The sequence below is a fragment of the Mesorhizobium sp. GW821-FHT04C10 genome (assembly GCF_059420305.1).
On sequence record NZ_JBWKTL010000001.1, the window covers coordinates 3,153,828 to 3,173,373 of the forward strand.

Here is a 19,546-nt window from a genome sequence, read left to right on the forward strand (position 1 = left end):
CGTCTCGCAGCCCCGCGATGGATCAAGGATAGGCGAGTGGATATGACAGGTTCATGAAAACGCGTTGGCAAGGACCTTACGGATTCGTAAGCCAGCGGTGATGGCGCTGAAGGTGCTGCGTCGCCGCCGGGTCTTTCGCTGTGTTGCGCCGACCGCTACAGCTTGGCCGACAGCAACGAAAGGCCGAGCGTATGAGCAACGCATATCCGCAAATCCATCTGGTCCGGCATGGCGAGACGGCGTGGAGCCTTTCGGGGCAGCATACCGGGCGCACCGACATGCCGCTGACGCCGGCGGGTGAAGCCGCCGCGCGGGGGGTGGCGGAGCGGCTCAAGGGCCTGTCGTTCTCGGCGGTGTGGTCGAGCCCCTCGCAGCGCGCCTACAACACCAGCGTGCTTGCCGGCTTTGGCGCGACAAGCGTCAGAAACGACGATCTGCAGGAGTGGGACTACGGCGCCTATGAGGGGCGCACCACCAAGGAGATCCTGGCCGAGCGGCCGGGCTGGACCGTGTTTCGCGACGGCTGTCCGCAAGGCGAGACGGCGGCCGATGTCGGCGCCCGGGCCGACAGGATCATCAGGCAGATTCGTGAAGCCGGCGGCTCGATCCTGATATTTTCCAGCGCGCATTTCCTGCGCGTGCTTGCCGCCCGATGGCTGGGCCTGCCGCCGGAAGGCGGGGCGCTGTTCGTGCTCGACACGGCCAGCATCAGCGTGCTCGGCTACGAGCACGATCTCAGCGAGCCGGTCGTGCGCAGGTGGAACCTGAAGTAGCCGGAAAGCAACGCTGGCTCGGCGGGAAACGCCGTGGCTTCGTCATCCACGGGCGGAGCAAGGAGCGCAGCGACGCGGCGCAGACCCGAGGATCCATGCCGCGACCTCCGAGCACTGCCGCGGTGCAGAATATTGCTCCGCTGCGTTCTCCGACAAATGTCGCGGCATGGATCCCAGGGTCTCCGCGACGGAGCTTCGCTCCTGCTTCGCCCTAGGATGACAAACGCGGGGAGGCTCCGGCTATTCCGAATGTTTGGGGAACAGCGAAACCTGCGCAACCCGCCCCCTACTTCTCGAACTTCCGGATCGCTTCCGCCGTCACGGGCGTGAAGAAGTTCACCAGATTGCCGTCGGGGTCGCGGAACAGCAGCGAGCGGTTGCCCCAGGGCATGGTGGTCGGCTGCTGCACAGTCACGTTCCTGATCAAATCGGACAGCCTGGCGAATTCGGCATCGACGTCGCCGACGCGGAATTCGAGGATGGCTGTGTGGTTGTCGGCGGGGCGGGCAATGTCGCCGCCGAACAGCATCAGGGTGCGCGTGCTGCCGATCGCCAGCGTGCAGGACGGCGTCGCCAGTTCGGCGAAATCCTCGGTGTAGACCGTCACCGGCATGCCGGTGATCTCGCCGTAGAAGCGCACGAGGCGCTGGACATCAGACGTGATGATGCGGACAGAAACGAAATTCATTGCAGGGCTCCTTGATCGTCGAAGCCGCGGCCGGGCTCCCGACCGATCTATAGGCCAGGCCTCCTGCCAGCTTTCTGTCAGGAGAGAGATGCGGGCTTCACGCTTCCGGTTCGGACCAGCTCTCCTGCACCATTGGTGGCAGGCCGAAGGCGGCGAATAGGCCGGCGCCGAGCGGGCCGACATAAACCGTCAGCGAGGCGATGGCGCCATCGGCCGGCTCGATGACGTGCAGCGATTGCGCGCGCCATTCCGGGTCCTGATGGCGCCGCGCGTAGATCGCCACGGCGGGCTGGCCGTTGGCCCGCGTGGCCGCGGCGCGGTAGCCGGCGAAATTGCTCCATACGGTCTTGAAGAAATCGTGGATCGCGGGGCGGCCCTGGTACCAGTCGTGCCATGGCGGCATGTGGTAGGTGGCGTCTTCGCGCAGCAGGTCGATGAAGCTGTCGAGATTGGCGGCCTGCCAGGCCCTGACATAGCGTTCGAGCAGCAGGCCCTCTTCGGGGTTGGGCTGCGATCGCTGCAAGGGGCGACCCTGGGGGTAACGCTGGCCAAGCGTAGCCCGCGCCCGCTGCAGGGCGCTGTTGACCGAGGCGGTCGTGCCGCCCAGCAACTGCGCGGTCTCCAGCGCCGACCAGCCCAATACATCGCACAGCAAAAGGGCCGCGCGTTGCCGGGGCGGCAGCAGCTGGATGGCGGCGACGAAGGCCAGCCGCACCGCTTCGCCGGTCTCGTAGCGCGCGTCCGGGCCGGGCTGCCATCGACAAGGTCCGGCAGCTCGCCGTCGGGGTAGGGCTCCAGCCAGGAAAGCCCGGCTGCCGGCCCGGCGACGGCGGGCCCTTCGGTCGGCGGCCGTGCGGGCTCTTCGAGAATGCGGTGCGCCGACGATCGTGCCTTGATGGCGTTGAGGCAGGCATTGGTGGCGATCGTGTAGAGCCAGCCGCGCGGCGAGCCGCGCCCGTCGAATTGCATGCGGCCGCGCCAGGCCTTGAGGAACGTTTCCTGGACGAGATCGTCGGCCTCGTGCAGCGAGCCCATCATCCGGTAGCAGTGGAGCTTGAGTTCGCGTCGGTGGGCCGTCGCCAGGCGCTCGAAGGCCGGCCGGTCGAGAACCGGCCGACCTGTTCGATCCTGGGACTCGGAAGCACCGGGAGCGTCTGTCATGTCGAGCCCGCCATGCTGGTTGCGGCCGGCATCCTGCGCGCCTCACGCGGCCGCGGCAAGGCCGCTGCCGCTCACGGTGAAGGCGGTGCCCGGCATCTTGCCGCCAGCCATCGCGACCACCGCGCGCCCGACATCGGCGGGTGTCTGCACGTCGCTCATGCTGGCCAGGAAATCCGCCGGGCTGATGCCGAGATAGGCGGAGACGCCCGCTATGCCGCGCTCGCCGACGCCAGTGCCGGCCATGATGCGCATCGGCGCCAGCGCCATGAAGCGCAGGCCAAGGCCAAGCCGGTCGGCTTCCTTCTGGCTGTGGGCGGCAAGGATCATCTGCATGCGCTTGGCGCCGGAATAGCCGCCGGAGTTCGGCGGTCCGCCGCTCAGCGCCGCGCCGCTGGAGATCAGCACCACGCGGCTGCCGGGCTTCAGCCGGCCCCGCAGGGCGGCCCTGCAGAACAGGAACGAGGCCCTGACGTCCGTCTCCCAATTCGCCGAGAAGTCTTCCCAGCTCTGGTCCTGGATGGGGGCCGATGGAGCGAAGGCACCGGCTGACATTACCAGCACATCCGGCTCCAGCACGGCGAACACCCTATCGGGCGCGGTGTCCTGCGTGGCGTCGGCGGCCAGCGTCCTGACTCCGGACGCTTCCCAGGAAAGCTCCTTCAAGGCTTCCGCGCCGCGGGCGACGGCAAGCACGGTTGCGCCTTCGCCGAGTGCAGCTTCCACGATCGAGCGGCCGACACCCCGGCTGCCTCCGACCACGACGACATTTTGACCTTGCAACGATCCCATGGATCACCTCGCTTTTCCGGCCCGGACAATTCCGGCGCCTGTAGTTGAAGACAGCGCGGGCGGGCGGAAATCATCGGTGGGACGAGAATTTTTCCAAGGCGATGCCGAGGTGGGGAGGCTCCGGCCAATCTCTTGCGGTCAGCGGCAGGCCAGGCAAAAAGCGGTCCGCCGTTCAGCTGGCCAGCCTTTGGCGGCAGGCGGTGTCCGATCGCGTGTTATTCGCAGATCTCTGGCGAATATCCGGCACGCAAGTGGCCTCTCCATTGTTTCGCAAGGCGCCCTGTTCTTGGCTCGGATGACCTTTTACGACTCTTTTCAAGCGATCTTGCGACTGTATCTTCCTGTCCCGTGCAGACTGAATATTGAAAGTCGAAGCCACGGGAGCGTGTCTCGATTCTGTGCTGATAACCATGAATTGATGGATGCGACTGCTTCCGTGATTGGCCGCTTTCCTGCGGCTGTCATAAAACCGTCGGTGGGAGAGTTCACGGGTTGGGGGAGCTGGCATGAATTGCCGCGCGACAAGTGTCATTACGGGGCTTGCGCTTCTGGGATTTACGGCCTTTCCGGCCGCTGCCTACACCCGCTCATCCACCTACCAGAAGACTGCGCTTTCGGGCCAGGAGATCTATGTCTTCGGTGGTACGACCCTGAACCCGGACTGTTCCAGCGCCGGCAAGGATGACGTGCGAGTGGTCTCCGGCCCGAGCCATGGAAATGTGAAACTCGTTCACGGCAAGGTGCATCCGACTTATTCCAAATCCAACGAGCGTTCAAAATGCAATGCCCGCATGGTGGATGGCGTCAAGGCGCTTTACCGGTCGAAATCCGGGTTCACGGGTTGGGACCAGGTCACGTTCTCGGTCCACACCTATGAGGGCAATGCCTTCAGATTTGTCGCCAACATCAAGGTCGAGTAGCGGGAAAGCGATGCCGCAATCGCCCGCCTCTCGGCCGGGAGGAGACTTCATGCAGCCAGGAGATCGCTGAAAAATGGTGCATAAAACCGCAGGTTTCGTCGCGGCATTGACGGTTCTGGGATTGGCGGCCTGGCCGGCGGCCGCGGGAACGGAGAGCTATCGAAAGACGGCGCTGTCCGGACAGGAGATCTATATCCTGAGGGATGTAAGCCTCAATGAGGACTGTTCGAGCGCGGGCGCCAACGATGTCAGGGTCATCGCCGGCCCAAGCCACGGCAAGGTCAGGCTTGTGCACGCAAAGCTCTATTCCGGTTTCCCCAAATCGAATGAGCGCTGGAAATGCAACTCGCACAAGGTCAACGGCATCAAGGGCTCTACCGCTCGAATCCCGGGTTCAAGGGACATGACGAGGTCACGTTTTCGACCCATACCTATATGGGAAATGCCCACAAGACGGTCGTGAGCATCGACGTCGACTAGCGCTGCGCGCAAACATCGCCGCTCACCCGCCCACCAGCGCCAGCTCCTCCGCCGTCAAATGCCGCGCCGTGCCCTTGGCGAGGTCGCCGAGCGGCAGCCGGCCGATGGCGGTGCGGATAAGGCGCTTGACCTCGATGCCGTGGGCGGCGAGCAGGCGGCGTATGTGGCGGTTTCGGCCCTCGTCGAGGACGAGATTCTATAGAATTGGTAGGTATGGGATGGCCAAGATGATCTGCCGAGCGACTGGTATCATAGGGATGGTTGCCCTTCTGGGGCTCGCTGTCTGTCCAGCGGCCGCGATGGCGCGCTGGTCAAGCCTTGAAAAGACGGCACCCTCTGGAAAAGAGGTTTCTGTCATCAAGGGCTCAAGTCTGAACCCAGACTGTTCAACTAAGGGTAGACAAGATGTAAGGGCAATCGCTGGGCCGAGTCACGGAAAGATAAGGATCGTATTTGGAAAGGTTTACCCTGTCTATTCCAAGGGGAGTGACTTTTATAAATGTGACTCTCGAAAGGTTGACGGAGTAAGTGGTCTTTACAGGTCGAATCCTGGGTTTAAAGGGCGGGATCAGATAACGTTTTCGATCCATACAATTACGGGAGATTCTTATACGGTTGTCATAAATATTACCGTTAAATGACGGCCTGGCACTCACCAACTCACCAACTCACCAACTCACCCGCCCACCAGCGCCAGCTCCTCCGCCGTCAAATGCCGCGCCGTGCCCTTGGCGAGGTCGCCTAGAGGCAGCCGGCCGATGGCAATGCGGATGAGGCGCTTGACCTCGATGCCGTGGGCGGCGAGCAGGCGGCGGATGTGGCGGTTGCGGCCCTCGTCGAGGACGATCTCCAGCCAGGCGGTGCGGCCGCCGCTGCGCAAAAGCGCGATCGAATTGGCGGTCAGGGTCTCGCCGTCGACGGTGACGCCGGCGCGCAACGTCTCGAGCATCGCTTCATCGGGCACCGCGCCGATCTGCACATGATAGGTCTTGGGCAAATGCGAGGCCGGGTCCATCAGCCGGTTGGCGAAATGTGTGTCGTTGGTCATCAGGAGCAGGCCTTCGCTGGCCTTGTCGAGGCGGCCGACCGGCGAGACGAAGGGCAAATCGAGCCCTTCCAGGCAGGCATAAACGGTGTCGCGCTGCTGCGGGTCGTCGCGGGTGGTGACCAGCCCGCGCGGCTTGTTGAGCATGACATAGACCTTGCGCTCGGCGACCAGCTTTTCGCCATCGACGACGATGCGGTCGCGGTTGAGGTCGACGCGCAGGGCGGCATCGCGCACCACCTTGCCGCCGACGCGCACGCGGCCCGCGGCGATCAGCACCTCGGCCTGCGTGCGCGAGCACAGGCCGAGCTTGGAGAGCGCGCGGTTCAGGCTGACGCCGGCTTTGGCCGGCCTGCCGGTGGGTGGTGGTCTTGATGCCATGCTGATCCGGATATGTCGGTTGCATCAGACAGATGGCACGGGCCGCGATGGCTCCGCAAGCCGCACACCGGCCGCGCCGAAGGGGCCGGTCGCTCAATCGCGCCCGTTGAAAAATGCGGTCAGCACCGGCGCGTGCGCGGCTGACTTCAGCATATGGTTCTGGCCTGCCAGTGTCTGGTGACGGGCATTGGGCAGGGCCTGCGCCAACGCCTTGTTGCCATGGCGCATCCAAAGCGGGCTTTTTCCGCCATCGGTCACCAGTGCCGGCACGCTGAGCGAAGTCCAGCGGGCGGGGTCCAGCGGCTTGCCGAGCTGGTCGCCGGCGACGATGGCGCCGTCATAAGGCAAGGTATGCGCCACCGCCTTGAGCTTGCGCCAGATCGGCGTCAGCTTCATGACCGCGATCAGCAAGCCGGGCATGCCGACCGATTTGAGGAAGGCGCCCACAGCGTCGCCACGCCTGTCATCCGCGATGGCTTGCCTGATCGTTGTCCAGTCGCCCTGCGTGGCCGCGCGGCTGTCGTCGACGATCAGCGGCGCTTCGTAGAGCGCCAGCTTCCTGATGCCGGGCAAGCGGGCCGCCGCCATCAGGGCCAGCATGGCGCCTGAGGACATGCCCCAGACATAGGCTTCACCACCGGCCGCCCGCAGCACGGCCTCGATGTCGTCGACCTCACGCTCGACCGCGTAGGGCAAGGTGTCGCCGCTGTCGCCGCGACCACGGCGGTCGTAGCGGAAAACGGTGAAATCGCCTTCCAGCGCCTTGGCCAGAGGGCCGCTCGGGCCCATGGCGCGGGAGCAGAGCGCGCCATCGACGAGGATGAGCGGATGACCCTGGCCCCGGCGCTCGCAGGCGATCGGCGTTCCATCCCGCGACAAGGCGGCTTGCGTGGTCGGTTTCGCGTTCTCAGCCAGCATGGTTGGTTCCCTTGCCTATCAGCTGTTCCAGCCGGTCGAAGCTCTGCGTCCAGCCGCCGCGCATGCCGAGCGCCAGCAGTCGTTCGCGGTCGGCGACGCTGGCCAAGGTGACTTCGAAATGGACATGGGTGCGCGCGCCGTCCGGTGTGAAGGTGACGGTGTGGCGGCTGTGGCCCGGCGGCTTGCCGGCCCATTCGCGGATTTCAGGATCCGGTTCGTCGCTGTAACTCAGCCTGACGTTCTCGATGACTTCGAGATAGCTGCCCCGGTTGCGGTAGAGCGTCCCGCCGGCGGTGAGCATGTCGATGCGCCAGCGGCCGCCGGCGCGCACGTCGAGCACGCAATGGGGGATGGTGCAGTCGCTGATGCCCCACCATTGCGCCACCAGAAGCGGATCGGTCCATAGCCGGAAGACGCGCTCGACCGGAGCGCTGAAAATCCGCTCGATGGCAAAGCTGCGGTCGGCGGTAGCGGGCGCGCTCATTCCGGCCTGTCCGCGCCGCGCCGCAACAGGTCCTCCATGCGATCGAAACGGTCTTCCCACAGCTTGCGATAGTCGTCGAGCCAGCGGTCGATGTCGCGCAGCGGTTTGAGTTCGATGCGGCTGAGATGTTTTTGGGCCGCCCGGCTGCGGGTAACGAGGCCGGCCTGTTCCAGCACGCCGACATGCTTGGAGACGGCGCGCACGGTGAGCGCGAAGGGTTGCGCCAGTTCGGCGACCGAGGCTTCGCCATCGAGCAGCCGGGCCAGGATCGCCCGGCGCGTCGGATCGGCCAGCGCCGCGAATGTGTCGTCGAGGGAGGATTCAACAGCCATTACGGAACCAATCAGTTCTGGAACTAATTGGTTCTATAAACGGTTCCAGCCGCGCCGTCAACGCGCTTACGGAGTGGTGTGGGCGCTTGTGGAAGCATCCGCCGGGGAGGGCGTTTCCGCCCCGGCTGGACGTTTCAGGCCGCTTGCCCGACCTCGTTCGCGATGCCGTTCAGCACCTCGACCGCGTCGGCCGGCAGCTTCAGTTCCGCCGCCGCCAGGTTTTCCCTGAGATGGCCGACCGACGACGTGCCGGGGATGAGCAGGATGTTGGGCGAGCGCTGCAGCAGCCAGGCGAGCGCCACCTGCATGGGGGTCGCGCCAAGTTTGCGGGCGACATTGGCCAGCGTGTCCGACTGCAGCGGCGTGAAGCCGCCGAGCGGGAAGAAGGGCACATAGGCGATGCCGTCGGCGGCCAGCTCGTCGATCAGCGCGTCATCCTCGCGATGCGCGATGTTGTACTGGTTCTGGACGCAGACGATGTCGGCGATGCCGCGACCCTGAGCGATCTGGGCGCGGGTGACGTTGCTCATGCCGATATGGCGCACCAGGCCCTGGCGCTGCAATTCGGCGAGCGTGTTCAATTGCGGCTCGAGCGATCCTTCCGCGGGGCCGTGGATGCCATGCATGGAGCGCAGGTTCACGACCTCCATCACGTCCAGGCCAAGATTGCGCAGATTGTCATGCACGGCCTGCGTCAGTTCCGGCGGCGACATTGCGGGAAGCCACGATGCGTCGGCGCCGCGCCGGGCACTGATCTTGGTGACGATGGTGAGGCTGGCGGGGTAGGGGTGCAGCGCCTCGCGGATGATCTGGTTGGTGACGTGCGGGCCATAGAAATCCGACGTGTCGATGTGGTCGACGCCGCTGGCGATCGCCTCGCGCAGCACGGCGAGGGCGCCATCATGGTCTTTCGGCGGACCGAAGACGCCCGGCCCCGCCAGTTGCATGGCGCCGTAGCCGAGGCGCTTCACGGTGCGGTCGCCGAGTTTGAAGGTTCCGGCCTTGCTGATGTCGGTCATGGTCTCATCTCCTTTGGATCGGCCCAATGTAGACAAAGCGCGCTTGCACGATAATATGGTGCAATCGGCACACCCTGTGCGGAAAGGCGAACAATGGCGACGGATCTCGGCGACCTCCAGGCGTTCATGGCGGTGGCGCGCGCCGGCGGCTTTCGCGAAGCGGCACGGGTGGGCGGCGTCAGCGCCTCCAGCCTCAGCGAAACGGTGCGGCGGCTGGAGAACGGGCTCGGCGTACGGCTGTTCAACCGCACCACGCGCAGCGTGGCGCCCACCGAGGCCGGGGCCCGGCTGCTCGAGCGGCTCGGCCCCGCGCTCGGCGAGGTCGAGGCGGCGCTCGACGTGGTCAATGGCTTTCGCGGCCGCCCGGCCGGCACGCTGCGGCTCAACGTGCCCGTCGTCGCGGCGAAACTGGTGCTGCCGCGCCTGTTGCCGCCGTTCCTCGCCGCCTATCCCGAGATCCGCATGGAAGTGACCGCCGAGGACAGTTTCGTCGACATACTGGCGAGCGGCTGCGATGCCGGCATCCGCTATGACGAGCGGCTGGAGCAGGACATGATCGCCGTGCCGATCGGTCCGCGCCGGCAGCGCTTCGCCACCGCCGCCGCTCCGGCCTATCTCGACAGGCACGGCAGGCCCGGGCACCCGCGCGACCTGCTCGACCACGCCTGCCTGCGCGGCCGCTTCGCCAGCGGCCTGACGCCGGCCTGGGAATTCGAACGCGACGGCGAGGTGGTGAGCGTCGAACCGACCGGCCCGCTGCTGGTCAGCACCGGCACGGCAATGGCCCTTGCGCTCGAAGTGTCGGTCGCCGGCGGCGGCATCGTCTCGCTGTTCGAGGACTGGCTGCGGCCCTATTTCGACGATGGCCGGCTGGAGCCGGTGCTGGAACCCTGGTGGCAGGAATTTTCCGGGCCGTTCCTCTACTATCCCGGCCGCCGCCTCACGCCGGCACCGCTGCGCGCCTTCATCGATTTTGTCGGCACGATGCGCTGGGGGTGATTTCGGGAAGACATCGCGCCGCCAGCTGTCCTGCCTGTTGCACGATGGTTCGCCGGCCGCATGCGACCCCTTCAACCGAGGCAACCGATGGAGGAAAGCGGGTCTTTCTCATGTTTTCATGTCCGACCTGTCGAACGGACCTTACGAATATTTATTCCAGCGGCAATGTGTGCGAAATTTCAATGGTTCATCGTTTCCGGCGGTAATGGGTCGTTTCAATGAACAGGGTCGCTGAAACCTTTCGAATTGCGTCCGCGCTGGTTTTAGGCGGCACGCTCGCAATCGTCCTGATACCGATCGTTGCGATCGTTTGTTTTTCAATACTCGCGCTTCTTGTGGCCATGCGGGGGCTTCGTCGGCAACATCGTCATGGCGGTGACAATCGAAAAGCCCCGGCCGCACAGTCCCCCGTTCCTCCCACCATTGAGACGACCTATACCGTCGTCCATCCGTCGTAGTGCTGTCGTCGTAATGCCGTAAGTGCCTGGGCAAACGCCGTCATAGACATTGCAGCCGGCGCTGGGGACACAAAAGCAACAAGAACGTTAGGCGAGGAAGCCAGGAAGCGCCCGTTGTGCCATGGGCTCTCGGGATTTGACGGATACGGGGATGGTCTCGCCGTCGAAGGCGGGCCTGGCCAGCAAACTCGTCTGGCCCCCAGCGAGCATCAATCTTGAAACCCTTTATTGGCGTGGGCAGCCGCCAGCTCCGACAAGACCAAGGAACTTTTTGAGCAATATGATTCCGAAGCCTGAATTTCCCAATCCGAGCCACCTGGATCCCATAGCCGATCCGGTGACCACACGCGATGCGCGGCTGCAGATGTTCGGCTTCTGGGGACGCTACCAGCATTTTGCCATGCCAGTCGCGGGCGTGGCCATCGCGGTAATCACCGTGGTGGTGCTGCAGCGATTCCTGAATGACCTTTCGCTCGACCACGTGTTGGAATCGGCGCGCAACATCCCCGGCAGGCACCTTCTGGTCGCGCTTGCACTTACACTTTTGAGTTTTGCCGCCGTCGCCTTCTACGATGTCGTGGCTGTGGAGACGATCGCGCCGGGCCGCGTCCCCAAGCTGTTGTCGGCATGCGTCGGCGCTGCCGGCTACGCCATCTCCAATGCGCTCGGCTTTTCGCTGCTGACAGGCGGGATGCTGCGTTATCGCATCTATGCAGGCGAAGGCATTGCCTTGTCCGATATCGGTCGAATCATCGCCACTTCGTGGCTGTCGATCTGGTTCGCCTTCACCGTGATGATCGCCCTTGCCCTGGTCCTCGACCCGGCTCGTACACCGTTTGTCGACCAGCTTGATCCTCGCCTGGGCTTGACGCTCGGCGTCGCGATGATTGTTTCGGTTGGTTTGCTGGTCGTATGGCTGTCGCGCGGCGAACGTACGCTGACGGTGGGAAGGTTTTCCATCAAATTGCCCGGGTCGCGCGGCGCCCTGACGCAGATCGTGGCCGGCCTGGTCGACGTCTGCGCCGCCGCCGGAACGCTCTACGTCTTGATGCCTGAGACGGTCACAACCAGTCCGGCGGTCTTCGCGCTTGTCTTTGTCGTGGCGACCATCATCGGCATCGCCAGCCACGCTCCCGGCGGTCTCGGCGCCTTCGAGGCATCGATGATCGCCGGCCTTGGCCTGGGCAACAATCCGGATGCCATCGCAGCCCTGCTTGCCTTCCGGATCATCTTTACGCTTTTGCCCTTCCTGGTTGCCGTCATCGGTGTCCTGACATTCGAGATCTACGCACGGCACGCCGAAGTGTCGCAGCGGGTGCTCTATGCAGGCCGCGTCCTGGAGCCCCTTGTCCCACCGATTGCCGCCGGCGCGACCTTCCTGGGCGGGATAATGTTGTTGTTCTCGAGTTCCATTCCAGGTGCTGCCGAACGCCTCGACCTTCTCTCCGACATGCTGCCGCTGCCATTCATAGAGGTCTCGCACCTGGCGGCCGCCTTCGCGGGCATTGCAATGCTGATCCTTGCGCGGGGGCTGGCGCGGCGGCTTCAGCAGGCATGGGCGGCGTCGCTCATCCTGTTCGTCCTGGGAGCCGCCTTTTCGATCGGCAGGGGTCTTGATTGGGAGGACGCGGGCGTCCTCCTGACCCTGTCGACGGTCCTGATAGGCTTCCGCAAGGCTTTCTATCGCCGCCCGATCGAGGGAATCGGAACGCTGTCATGGGGTTGGCTCGCCAGCGTCATCAGCATCGTCGCCATCTCGATCTGGCTTGGATTCTTCAGCTATCGCGACATCGACTATTCCAATCAACTGTTCTGGCAATTTGCCATTGATGGCGACGCGCCACGCTTCCTGCGCGCCAGCATCGTGATCCTGATCGCCACGGCAGCGGCGGCGCTTCACACGGCCATCAATCGAAAGGCCATCGACCGCAAGCAACGCGCCGAAATCCCTCCGGCCGTCAGCGCGATCGTCGCCTCCTCGAACGTGACCCATGCGGCTCTGGCAATGCTCGGCGACAAGCAATTCCTGATGTCGCCGGACGGCCGGGGCTTCATCATGTATGCGCGCTCGGGCGGCAGCCTTATCGCGCTCGGCGGGCCGATCGGGCCTGTCGAGGGCGACAGCAAGCTCGCCTGGGCCTTTCACGACCTGGCCGACCGCTCCGCGGTCCGTACAGCCTTTTACGGCGTGCAACCCGACCAATTGCCCATGTACCTGGACATGGGCCTGGTCGCGCTGAAGCTCGGCGAGGTCGCGCGCGTCGACTTGACGGCCTTCAACCTCGACGGCCCACGCCGGCAGCCGTTGCGCTACGCCGATCGGCGCGCCGAGAAGGATGGTCTGGTTTTCGAGATCGTCGAGGCCGCCAATGTGAGACCGCTTCTAGGCGAATTGCGAGAGGTGTCGGATGCCTGGCTCCAGATGAAGGCGAGCTCCGAGAAAGGGTTTTCGTTGGGCTATTTCGACGATGACTATGTCAGCAGATTCGATATGGCCGTCATGCGTTGGCAGGGCCGCATCATCGCTTTCGCCAATTTGTGGGGGAGCGCCGACAAAAGCGAGCTGACCGTCGACCTGATGCGCCATGGGCCCGACGCGCCCAAGATCGCCATGGACGCGCTGCTGACCAAACTGCTTCTTCATGGCAAGTCGCAAGGTTATCGCTGGTTCAATCTGGGCGCGGCGCCGCTTTCGGGATTGTCCGCGGGCCGGCTGGCTTCCCGGTGGAATCGGTTCGGGTCCTTTCTCTACCGGCGTGGCCAGACCTTCTATCGCTTCGACGGGCTCAAGGCTTTCAAGGACAAGTTCGATCCCGTCTGGACCCCGCATTATTTCATATGCCCGCCCGGACTGGACACCATACGATCCCTGTTCGACGTCACCACCCTGATCGGCGGCGGTCCGCTGGAACTCGTTCGGAAATGATTGCTTCCTTTGCGCGGATGACCAGAAGCCGCGCGACGTTGGTTCTGGCGGCTCTGGTCATCGCTGCCGGCCTTGGCCTCGCGCTGCATTTCAACCGGACGCGGGCCGTCCAACGCGAGATCCGCGTTTCCGCCGAGCGTCTGGTCGATATTCCTGTTCAGCTACCGCAACAGGAACCGGCGGGGCTGGTCATCCTGTTCTCGCAAAAAGGCGGCATCGGTCAGCGCGACCTCGATCTGGCGGCGGCCCTGGTCAGCAAGGGCTTGATCGTGCTGCCGGTCGACCTCGAAAAATATCGCAGCAAGCTCAATGCGGCCGATGGCGCGTGCATGTATCTCGGGTCCGATCTGGAGGCGCTGTCCAAGGCGGCCATCCGCGCTGCCGGCGGCGGCAGCTACTTTCATCCGGTGGTGGCTGGTATCGGCGAAGGAGGCACGCTGGCTTATGCGGCGTTGGCCGATGCACCGGTGACGACATTGGCCGGTGCGGTCGCGCTCGAACCGACGCGCGGCGTGGCGACGCGGCTGCCAACATGCCCGGGCGGCGCAACGCCGACGGTGGATCCGGCGGGCGGCTTCAACTATGCCCTCGACGCGGAATTACCTTCACCCGCAACACTGGTTTCGGCCGCGCCGCTTGCGGGTATTTCCACGCAATCGTCCGACAATGCGATGCGGGCAAAGGCGGTTGTTGTCGACAGCGTGTCCGGCCGCCTCGACGCGGCGGTTGATGCCGTGGTGTCAATCGCCGCGAGCGATGCATCGTCAAATGACCTGCCGACCATCGATATCCCCGCCAGTTCGACGCCAGATTCCCTTGTGCTGTTCTTTTCGGGCGACGGCGGCTGGCGCGACCTCGACAAGGTGATTGGCGATGAGATGAGCAAGCACGGCGTTCATGTGGTGGGCATCGATTCGCTTCGTTACTTCTGGGCGGAACGCACGCCACGGCAAATCGCAAATGACACCGTATCCATCATCGACCGCGCCGATCCGTCGGGCAAAATGCCTGTCGCGGTCTACGGTTATTCATTTGGCGCCGATGTCTTTCCGTTTGCCTGGACCTTGCTGCCGAAGCGGATAAAGGATCGCATCCGGTTTGTCGGACTCCTCGCCACCCAGAAAACGATTACCTTCCAGGTGACCGTCGGTAGCTGGCTCGGTGGTGGAGGCGATCATTTCGTCGCGCCGGCGATTGCCACCATTCCGCGCGAGCGCCTGCTGTGCGTCTATGGCGAGGACGAGGATGACACGGCCTGCACCGATCCCGCGCTGGCGGGAATCCAGACGCTGAAGATGAAGGGCGGACATCACTTCGACGAAGACTACCCCGCGCTCGCCAAGATTCTTCTCGCCCGCATGAAACCGCGAATGTCGTAGCACCGCGATCACGGGAGCGCTGTCAGTGCTTCCGTCGCAAGGCTCGATGCAAGCCGCCGGATTTTGCCCGCCACGGTTCTCTTCGGCCAAACGACCGCCTCCCAGAGAAAGGCGTCAGCCCTGGCTGTCACGGCCCTGTCATGGTCCGCTGCCATTAATCCATAAATCTGGATGAATGGATTGATGGACAAGATTTCGGCATTGCTGGCGCTCGCCGCGCTCGGCCAGGAGACCCGGCTGGAGGTGTTCCGGCTGCTGGTCCGGGCCGGGGCCGAGGGTGTGCCGGCAGGCGAGATCGGCATACGGCTGGGCACGGTGCAGAACACCATGTCGGCGCATTTGAAGATCCTCGGTCGGGCCGGGCTGGTGCGTGCCGAACGCGAGGGCCGCAGCATCCGCTACACGGCCGACATGACCGGGTTTCGCGATCTGCTCGCCTATCTGATGGAGGATTGCTGCAACGGCGCGCCGGAGCTTTGCCAGCCGATCATCCAGGCCGTGACCTGCAAATGTTGAGGCGGGAGTCATGACCGACATTCGACGCCGTCTCGCGGCCGAAGCGCTGGGCACCGCCATGCTGGTTGCCACGGTGGTCGGCTCGGGCATCATGGCCAGCCGGCTGACCGGCGATGTCGCACTTTCGCTGCTCGGCAACACCATTCCGACCGGCGCCATGCTGGTGGTGCTGATCACCACGCTGGGGCCGGTTTCCGGTGCCCATTTCAACCCGGCCGTCACGCTGGTTTTCGGGCTGCGGCGCGAGATCGGCTGGCCGGCGGCGCTGGGCTACATCACTGTCCAGATTGTTGGCGGCCTCGCCGGCACGCTGGTCGCCCATGCCATGTTCGACCTGCCCTTGCTCGAGGTGTCGGCGACGGTACGCAGCGGGCAGGGGCAGTGGCTGGCCGAACTGGTCGCGAGTTTCGGCCTGGTCTTCACCATCCTTGCCGGCTTGCGCTTTCGGAGCGACGCTATTCCGTGGCTGGTCGGGCTCTACATCACATCGGCCTACTGGTTCACGGCCTCGACCTCGTTCGCCAATCCGGCGGTGGCCATTGCCCGCGCCTTCTCGAACACCTTTGCCGGGATCCGGCCTTCCGATGTGCCGGCCTTCATAGCCGCGGAACTGGCGGGCGCGCTGCTGGCGCTGGCGCTTGCCGGCTGGCTGCTGGCCGAACCCCAGACCCTTACCGACAAGACTGCAACCCAGATGAAAGCCGCGCAATGACCATCACCATCTATCACAACCCGGCCTGTGGCACGTCGCGCAACACGCTGGCGATCATCCGCCAGTCCGGCGAGGAACCGGAGGTCATCGAATATCTGAAGACGCCGCCGTCGCGCGAAAAGCTTGTCGAGCTGATCGCGGCAATGGGGATAACGCCGCGCGCGCTGTTGCGCGAGAAGGGCACGCCCTATGCGGAGCTCGGCCTTGGCGACCCCAAATGGAGCGACGACGAGATCCTCGATTTCATGCTGGCGCATCCGATCCTGATCAACCGGCCGATCGTGGTGACCCCGCTCGGCGTCGTGCTGGCCCGGCCGTCAGAAGCGGTGCTCGATTTCCTGCCCAATCCCGACATCGGCCCGTTCACCAAGGAGGACGGCGAGGTCGTCGTCGATGCCGCCGGCAAGCGGGTCGCCTGACTGCTATTTCGATATTCTTCGAAATAGTCCTTGACGAGTCCTGTCGCCGGCCGCATGCTATTTCCATGAAACTCGAACAAGCAGCGAAGCAGCTGGAAGCGCTCGGCAATCCGACGCGGCTGAACCTCTATCGTATCCTGGTGAGGGCCGGCGAGGCGGGCCGGCCAGTCGGCTTCCTGCAGGACAGCCTCGGCATCGCCGCCTCAACGTTGTCGCACCATCTGCACCGCCTGATCCTGACCGGGCTGGTCAGCCAGGAGCGGCAGGCGACGACGCTGATCTGCCGCGCCAACTACCCCATGATGAACGATCTCATCGGCTTCCTGGCCGATGAATGCTGCGCCGATGCGGCTTGCAATCCGGCGGCGGATGACGCGGCCGCCTGATTTTTTGCCTCTTATTTCGATAATGCCGGAAGGATGGAAATTATGGCCACGCGAAACGATCCGCCAATCGCCGTCATCGGCGCCGGTCCGGTTGGGCTGGCGGCCGCCGTTCATCTCATGGCCCGGGGCCTGCCGGTAAAACTCTACGAGGCCGGCAGCGGCGTCGCGGCCAGCCTGCGCGATTGGGGTCATGTCCGGGTGTTCACGCCATGGCGCTACTGCATCGACCAGGCGGCCGGCCGGCTGCTCGAAAGCCAGGGATGGCGGATGCCGGACCCGGAAACCTTTCCCACCGCCGGTGAACTCGTCGCGCACTATCTCGAGCCGCTTGCCAGACTGCCGGAACTTGCGCCGGCGATCGAGACCAATGCGCGTGTCGTGGCCATATCGCGCTGGGGCGCCGACAAGGTGCGCGGCAGCGAGCGCGGGACGCGGCCCTTCATGCTCGTCGTCGAGACAGCCGACGGCATCAGGCGCGACAGCGCGCGGGCCGTCATCGACGCCTCCGGAACATGGCGCACGCCCAATCCTCTCGGCGCCGGCGGCATCGCGGCGGAGGGCGAGGCGGAGTTCGCCGACCGCATCGCCTACGGCATCCCCGATATTCTTGGCCGCGACCGTGCGCGCTATGCCGGCCGCACGACGCTGGTCGCCGGTTCGGGTCACTCGGCCGCCAACGCCTTGCTCGACCTTGCCAGGCTGGCGGATGACGAACCCGGCACGGCTTTCATCTGGGCGGTGCGCGGAACCGACCTCGTGCGCATCTATGGCGGCGGCGACGCCGACCAACTGCCGGCGCGCGGCGAGCTCGGCGCCGATGTGCGCGACCTCGCCGAAAGCGGCCGCGTCCGGCTGGTGACGGGCTTTGCGACGCTTGCGATCCGCGAGCACAACGGCCGGCTGATCGTCGAGGGGCAGGGCGAGGAGGGCCTGATGCAACTGGGGCCTGTCGACCGCATCATCGCCGCGACCGGCCAGCGTCCGGACCTGTCGCTGACCAGGGAGCTCAGGCTCGATCTCGATCCGTGGCTGGAGAGCGTCAAGGCGCTCGGTCCGCTCATCGATCCCAACGAGCATTCCTGCGGCGACGTGCCGCCGCACGGCCACCGCGAGCTCAGCCATCCGGAGCCCGGCTTCTACACGGTCGGCATCAAGAGCTATGGCCGGGCGCCGACCTTCCTGCTGTTGACCGGCTACGAACAGGTTCGCTCGGTCGCGGCGGCGATCGCCGGCGACATGGCGGCGGCCGACGCGGTGCAGCTGGTGCTGCCCGAAACCGGCGTCTGCACGGTGCCGGCGGGCGGGGCCTCGCAGGGCTGTTGCGGCGGACCGGCGCCGGCCGAAGTCGAAGCCTGCTGCGTGGCCGATGCCGACGCCAAGGCCGCCGGCAAAGGCGGCTGCGGCTGCACAGGCACTGGCAAGATGGAAGCCGCCGAGTGAGCGACGGCAAGATCCCCGCTTCCGCCATTTGGGCGCTGGGCGCCACCCAGATCATCGGCTATGGCACGCTCTATTACAGCTACAGCATCCTGGCGCCGGCGGTGGCGGTGGAACTCGCCTGGTCGCAGCAATGGGTGTTCGCCGTGCTGTCGGTGTCGCTGCTGGCGAGCGCCATCCTGGCGCCGTTCGCGGGCAGCCTCGCGGACCGGGTCGGGGCAGGGCGCCTGATGGTGCCGGGATCGCTGGCGGCGGCGGGCGCGTTGCTGTTGTGCGCGCTGGCGCCGGGGCGTGCCGGCTTTGCCCTTGGCGTGCTGGCCATGGAGCTTGCCTCCTGCTTCGTGCTCTACAGCACGGCCTTCGTCGCCGTCGTGCAGCTCGGCGGCGCGCGGCGCGCCATCACCCATCTCACCTTGATCGCCGGCTTCGCCTCGACCCTGTTCTGGCCCTTGACGACGCTGCTGCACCAGCATCTCGGCTGGCGCGAGGTGCTGGTGCTCTTTGCCGCGCTCAACGCCTTTGTCTGCCTGCCGATCCATTGGTGGCTGGCCCGGCTTCCGGGCGGTGCCGGCAAGGCGCGGGAGAGGATCATCCCGGTGACGTCAGGCCTGTCTGGTCCGGCGTCCGACTGGCGATGGTCGCCTCTGTTCATCCTGGTGCTGGCCGGATTTGCCATAGAAGGGTTCGTGCTTTCGGCTGTTCTCGTGCAGATGGTGCCACTGCTCACACTGGTCGGCCTCGGCGGCGCCTCGGTGCTGGTCGCCAGCCTGTTTGGCCCGTCGCAAGTGGCGAGCCGGCTGGTCAACATGCTGTTCGGCCGGGGCCTGTCGCAGACATCGCTGGCGCTCGGCGCGACCGCAGCCCTTGCCGGCGGCCTCGCGGTGCTGCTGGTGGTGGCGCCCTCCGTTCCCGGCGCCATGCTGTTTGCCGTGCTCTTCGGATTCGGCTCGGGCCTGATGAGCATTGTCGGCGGCACGCTGCCGCTCGAATTGTTCGGCCAGGAGCGCTACGGTTCCTATGTCGGCTGGATCACAGCGGCGCGCCAGTTCAGTTCCGCCTTCGCCCCATTCGGCCTGACGCTGATGATATCAGGCCTCGGCGTCCTGCCGGCCTTGTGGCTCAATGTCGTGGTCGGCCTGTTCGGCATCGCGGCCTTCGCCGCCATCGCGCTGATCAGCCGGCAATCGCGCAAGGGTGCGGAGAGCGGCACGGCCGCGGTCGCGCCGTACGCGGCTGGATGATTGTCGCCGGTGCCCCAGCCATCGGAATTTATGCGGGGGCGCTGCCTTTGGTGCCGGGGCCACAAGGACTCGGCCGGATTTCG

General features: G+C 65.1%; 21 protein-coding genes and 2 pseudogenes. 13 read left to right on the forward strand and 10 right to left on the reverse strand.

Annotation, left to right across the window (positions count from 1 at the left end):
- The first annotated feature begins 191 nt into the window (after positions 1-191).
- The gene (locus AC07UC_RS15195; protein ID WP_140774135.1) at positions 192-773 is read left to right on the forward strand and encodes a histidine phosphatase family protein; all 582 of its coding nucleotides are present in this window, start codon (positions 192-194) and stop codon (positions 771-773) included.
- Between the two features lie 286 nt (positions 774-1,059).
- Here AC07UC_RS15195 and AC07UC_RS15200 read toward each other — a convergent pair whose 3' ends face one another.
- The 4 genes and pseudogenes from AC07UC_RS15200 to AC07UC_RS15215 all read right to left on the reverse strand — a co-directional run bounded on the left by AC07UC_RS15200 (position 1,060) and on the right by AC07UC_RS15215 (position 3,411).
- Positions 1,060-1,461, reverse strand: a complete 402-nt coding sequence (locus AC07UC_RS15200) for a VOC family protein (protein WP_494906577.1) — start codon at positions 1,459-1,461, stop codon at positions 1,060-1,062.
- Between the two features lie 97 nt (positions 1,462-1,558).
- Complete coding sequence (locus AC07UC_RS15205; RefSeq protein ID WP_494906578.1) at positions 1,559-2,176, reverse strand: sigma factor-like helix-turn-helix DNA-binding protein; 618 nt, start codon at positions 2,174-2,176, stop codon at positions 1,559-1,561.
- A 215-nt stretch (positions 2,177-2,391) separates the two neighbouring features.
- Positions 2,392-2,622, reverse strand: a pseudogene (locus tag AC07UC_RS15210) (sigma factor); the annotation flags it as partial.
- A gap of 42 nt (positions 2,623-2,664) precedes the next feature.
- Positions 2,665-3,411, reverse strand: a complete 747-nt coding sequence (locus tag AC07UC_RS15215; protein ID WP_494906579.1) for an SDR family NAD(P)-dependent oxidoreductase — start codon at positions 3,409-3,411, stop codon at positions 2,665-2,667.
- 506 nt (positions 3,412-3,917) lie between these two features.
- Between AC07UC_RS15215 and AC07UC_RS15220 the strand changes: the two genes are divergently transcribed.
- Both AC07UC_RS15220 and AC07UC_RS15225 read left to right on the forward strand, forming a co-directional pair.
- Complete coding sequence (locus AC07UC_RS15220; protein ID WP_140774132.1) at positions 3,918-4,331, forward strand: hypothetical protein; 414 nt, start codon at positions 3,918-3,920, stop codon at positions 4,329-4,331.
- A 73-nt stretch (positions 4,332-4,404) separates the two neighbouring features.
- Positions 4,405-4,794 (forward strand): hypothetical protein, encoded by a 390-nt coding sequence (locus AC07UC_RS15225; protein ID WP_494906580.1) that lies wholly within the window; start codon positions 4,405-4,407, stop codon positions 4,792-4,794.
- A gap of 39 nt (positions 4,795-4,833) precedes the next feature.
- Here the strand turns inward: AC07UC_RS15225 and AC07UC_RS15230 are convergent.
- Positions 4,834-5,004, reverse strand: a pseudogene (locus AC07UC_RS15230) (pseudouridine synthase); the annotation flags it as partial.
- Positions 5,005-5,029: 25 nt separating this feature from the next.
- On the opposite strand from AC07UC_RS15230, the gene AC07UC_RS15235 reads away from it, so the two are divergent.
- Positions 5,030-5,452 (forward strand): hypothetical protein, encoded by a 423-nt coding sequence (locus tag AC07UC_RS15235; protein ID WP_494906581.1) that lies wholly within the window; start codon positions 5,030-5,032, stop codon positions 5,450-5,452.
- Positions 5,453-5,487: 35 nt separating this feature from the next.
- Here AC07UC_RS15235 and AC07UC_RS15240 read toward each other — a convergent pair whose 3' ends face one another.
- From AC07UC_RS15240 to AC07UC_RS15260, 5 genes are all read right to left on the reverse strand, one after another.
- Complete coding sequence (locus tag AC07UC_RS15240; protein WP_494906582.1) at positions 5,488-6,237, reverse strand: pseudouridine synthase; 750 nt, start codon at positions 6,235-6,237, stop codon at positions 5,488-5,490.
- A gap of 93 nt (positions 6,238-6,330) precedes the next feature.
- Positions 6,331-7,155 (reverse strand): alpha/beta fold hydrolase, encoded by an 825-nt coding sequence (locus tag AC07UC_RS15245; protein WP_494906583.1) that lies wholly within the window; start codon positions 7,153-7,155, stop codon positions 6,331-6,333.
- A complete protein-coding gene (locus AC07UC_RS15250) occupies positions 7,145-7,639 on the reverse strand; it encodes an SRPBCC family protein (protein ID WP_494906584.1) in 495 nt (164 codons plus the stop codon). The genes AC07UC_RS15245 and AC07UC_RS15250 overlap by 11 nt, the downstream gene beginning before the upstream one ends.
- Positions 7,636-7,971, reverse strand: coding sequence for an ArsR/SmtB family transcription factor (locus AC07UC_RS15255; protein ID WP_494906585.1), 336 nt, complete (start codon positions 7,969-7,971; stop codon positions 7,636-7,638). Before AC07UC_RS15255 ends, AC07UC_RS15250 begins: the two co-directional genes overlap by 4 nt.
- A gap of 134 nt (positions 7,972-8,105) precedes the next feature.
- On the reverse strand, positions 8,106-8,990 hold the full coding sequence (locus AC07UC_RS15260; protein WP_140774126.1) for an aldo/keto reductase family oxidoreductase: 885 nt from the start codon (positions 8,988-8,990) through the stop codon (positions 8,106-8,108).
- Between the two features lie 93 nt (positions 8,991-9,083).
- On the opposite strand from AC07UC_RS15260, the gene AC07UC_RS15265 reads away from it, so the two are divergent.
- From AC07UC_RS15265 to arsK, 9 genes are all read left to right on the forward strand, one after another.
- Positions 9,084-9,989: a LysR family transcriptional regulator gene (locus tag AC07UC_RS15265; RefSeq protein WP_140774125.1), complete on the forward strand. Its 906-nt coding sequence runs from the start codon at positions 9,084-9,086 to the stop codon at positions 9,987-9,989.
- An 822-nt stretch (positions 9,990-10,811) separates the two neighbouring features.
- The gene (gene mprF, locus AC07UC_RS15270) at positions 10,812-13,373 is read left to right on the forward strand and encodes a bifunctional lysylphosphatidylglycerol flippase/synthetase MprF (RefSeq protein ID WP_494908941.1); all 2,562 of its coding nucleotides are present in this window, start codon (positions 10,812-10,814) and stop codon (positions 13,371-13,373) included.
- Entirely contained in the window at positions 13,286-14,752 is a 1,467-nt protein-coding gene (locus tag AC07UC_RS15275) for a virulence factor family protein (protein ID WP_494906586.1), read from the forward strand. The genes mprF and AC07UC_RS15275 overlap by 88 nt, the downstream gene beginning before the upstream one ends.
- 183 nt (positions 14,753-14,935) lie before the next feature.
- Positions 14,936-15,268: an ArsR/SmtB family transcription factor gene (locus tag AC07UC_RS15280; protein ID WP_140774123.1), complete on the forward strand. Its 333-nt coding sequence runs from the start codon at positions 14,936-14,938 to the stop codon at positions 15,266-15,268.
- A 10-nt stretch (positions 15,269-15,278) separates the two neighbouring features.
- Positions 15,279-15,980, forward strand: coding sequence for an aquaporin (locus AC07UC_RS15285; RefSeq protein WP_494906587.1), 702 nt, complete (start codon positions 15,279-15,281; stop codon positions 15,978-15,980).
- Entirely contained in the window at positions 15,977-16,399 is a 423-nt protein-coding gene (arsC, locus tag AC07UC_RS15290) for an arsenate reductase (glutaredoxin) (RefSeq protein WP_494906588.1), read from the forward strand. The genes AC07UC_RS15285 and arsC overlap by 4 nt, the downstream gene beginning before the upstream one ends.
- A gap of 65 nt (positions 16,400-16,464) precedes the next feature.
- Entirely contained in the window at positions 16,465-16,785 is a 321-nt protein-coding gene (locus AC07UC_RS15295) for an ArsR/SmtB family transcription factor (protein ID WP_494906589.1), read from the forward strand.
- Between the two features lie 42 nt (positions 16,786-16,827).
- On the forward strand, positions 16,828-18,225 hold the full coding sequence (locus AC07UC_RS15300; RefSeq protein ID WP_494906590.1) for an FAD-dependent oxidoreductase: 1,398 nt from the start codon (positions 16,828-16,830) through the stop codon (positions 18,223-18,225).
- Positions 18,222-19,463, forward strand: a complete 1,242-nt coding sequence (gene arsK, locus AC07UC_RS15305) for an arsenite efflux MFS transporter ArsK (RefSeq protein WP_494906591.1) — start codon at positions 18,222-18,224, stop codon at positions 19,461-19,463. The genes AC07UC_RS15300 and arsK overlap by 4 nt, the downstream gene beginning before the upstream one ends.
- The last annotated feature ends 83 nt before the right edge of the window (positions 19,464-19,546 follow it).

What these genes read in the sequence shown, in the direction of transcription:
- AC07UC_RS15245 (WP_494906583.1), bottom strand. Translation starts at nt 7,155, where the DNA reads ATGCTGGCTGAGAACGCGAAACCGACCACGCAAGCCGCCTTGTCGCGG.
- AC07UC_RS15300 (WP_494906590.1), top strand. Translation starts at nt 16,828, where the DNA reads ATGGCCACGCGAAACGATCCGCCAATCGCCGTCATCGGCGCCGGTCCG.
- AC07UC_RS15265 (WP_140774125.1), top strand. Translation starts at nt 9,084, where the DNA reads ATGGCGACGGATCTCGGCGACCTCCAGGCGTTCATGGCGGTGGCGCGC.
- AC07UC_RS15235 (WP_494906581.1), top strand. Translation starts at nt 5,030, where the DNA reads ATGGCCAAGATGATCTGCCGAGCGACTGGTATCATAGGGATGGTTGCC.
- AC07UC_RS15195 (WP_140774135.1), top strand. Translation starts at nt 192, where the DNA reads ATGAGCAACGCATATCCGCAAATCCATCTGGTCCGGCATGGCGAGACG.
- AC07UC_RS15285 (WP_494906587.1), top strand. Translation starts at nt 15,279, where the DNA reads ATGACCGACATTCGACGCCGTCTCGCGGCCGAAGCGCTGGGCACCGCC.
- AC07UC_RS15280 (WP_140774123.1), top strand. Translation starts at nt 14,936, where the DNA reads ATGGACAAGATTTCGGCATTGCTGGCGCTCGCCGCGCTCGGCCAGGAG.
- AC07UC_RS15225 (WP_494906580.1), top strand. Translation starts at nt 4,405, where the DNA reads ATGGTGCATAAAACCGCAGGTTTCGTCGCGGCATTGACGGTTCTGGGA.
- AC07UC_RS15250 (WP_494906584.1), bottom strand. Translation starts at nt 7,639, where the DNA reads ATGAGCGCGCCCGCTACCGCCGACCGCAGCTTTGCCATCGAGCGGATT.
- AC07UC_RS15220 (WP_140774132.1), top strand. Translation starts at nt 3,918, where the DNA reads ATGAATTGCCGCGCGACAAGTGTCATTACGGGGCTTGCGCTTCTGGGA.
- AC07UC_RS15275 (WP_494906586.1), top strand. Translation starts at nt 13,286, where the DNA reads ATGCCCGCCCGGACTGGACACCATACGATCCCTGTTCGACGTCACCAC.
- AC07UC_RS15260 (WP_140774126.1), bottom strand. Translation starts at nt 8,990, where the DNA reads ATGACCGACATCAGCAAGGCCGGAACCTTCAAACTCGGCGACCGCACC.
- AC07UC_RS15240 (WP_494906582.1), bottom strand. Translation starts at nt 6,237, where the DNA reads ATGGCATCAAGACCACCACCCACCGGCAGGCCGGCCAAAGCCGGCGTC.
- mprF (WP_494908941.1), top strand. Translation starts at nt 10,812, where the DNA reads ATGTTCGGCTTCTGGGGACGCTACCAGCATTTTGCCATGCCAGTCGCG.
- AC07UC_RS15255 (WP_494906585.1), bottom strand. Translation starts at nt 7,971, where the DNA reads ATGGCTGTTGAATCCTCCCTCGACGACACATTCGCGGCGCTGGCCGAT.
- AC07UC_RS15200 (WP_494906577.1), bottom strand. Translation starts at nt 1,461, where the DNA reads ATGAATTTCGTTTCTGTCCGCATCATCACGTCTGATGTCCAGCGCCTC.
- AC07UC_RS15215 (WP_494906579.1), bottom strand. Translation starts at nt 3,411, where the DNA reads ATGGGATCGTTGCAAGGTCAAAATGTCGTCGTGGTCGGAGGCAGCCGG.
- AC07UC_RS15295 (WP_494906589.1), top strand. Translation starts at nt 16,465, where the DNA reads ATGAAACTCGAACAAGCAGCGAAGCAGCTGGAAGCGCTCGGCAATCCG.
- arsC (WP_494906588.1), top strand. Translation starts at nt 15,977, where the DNA reads ATGACCATCACCATCTATCACAACCCGGCCTGTGGCACGTCGCGCAAC.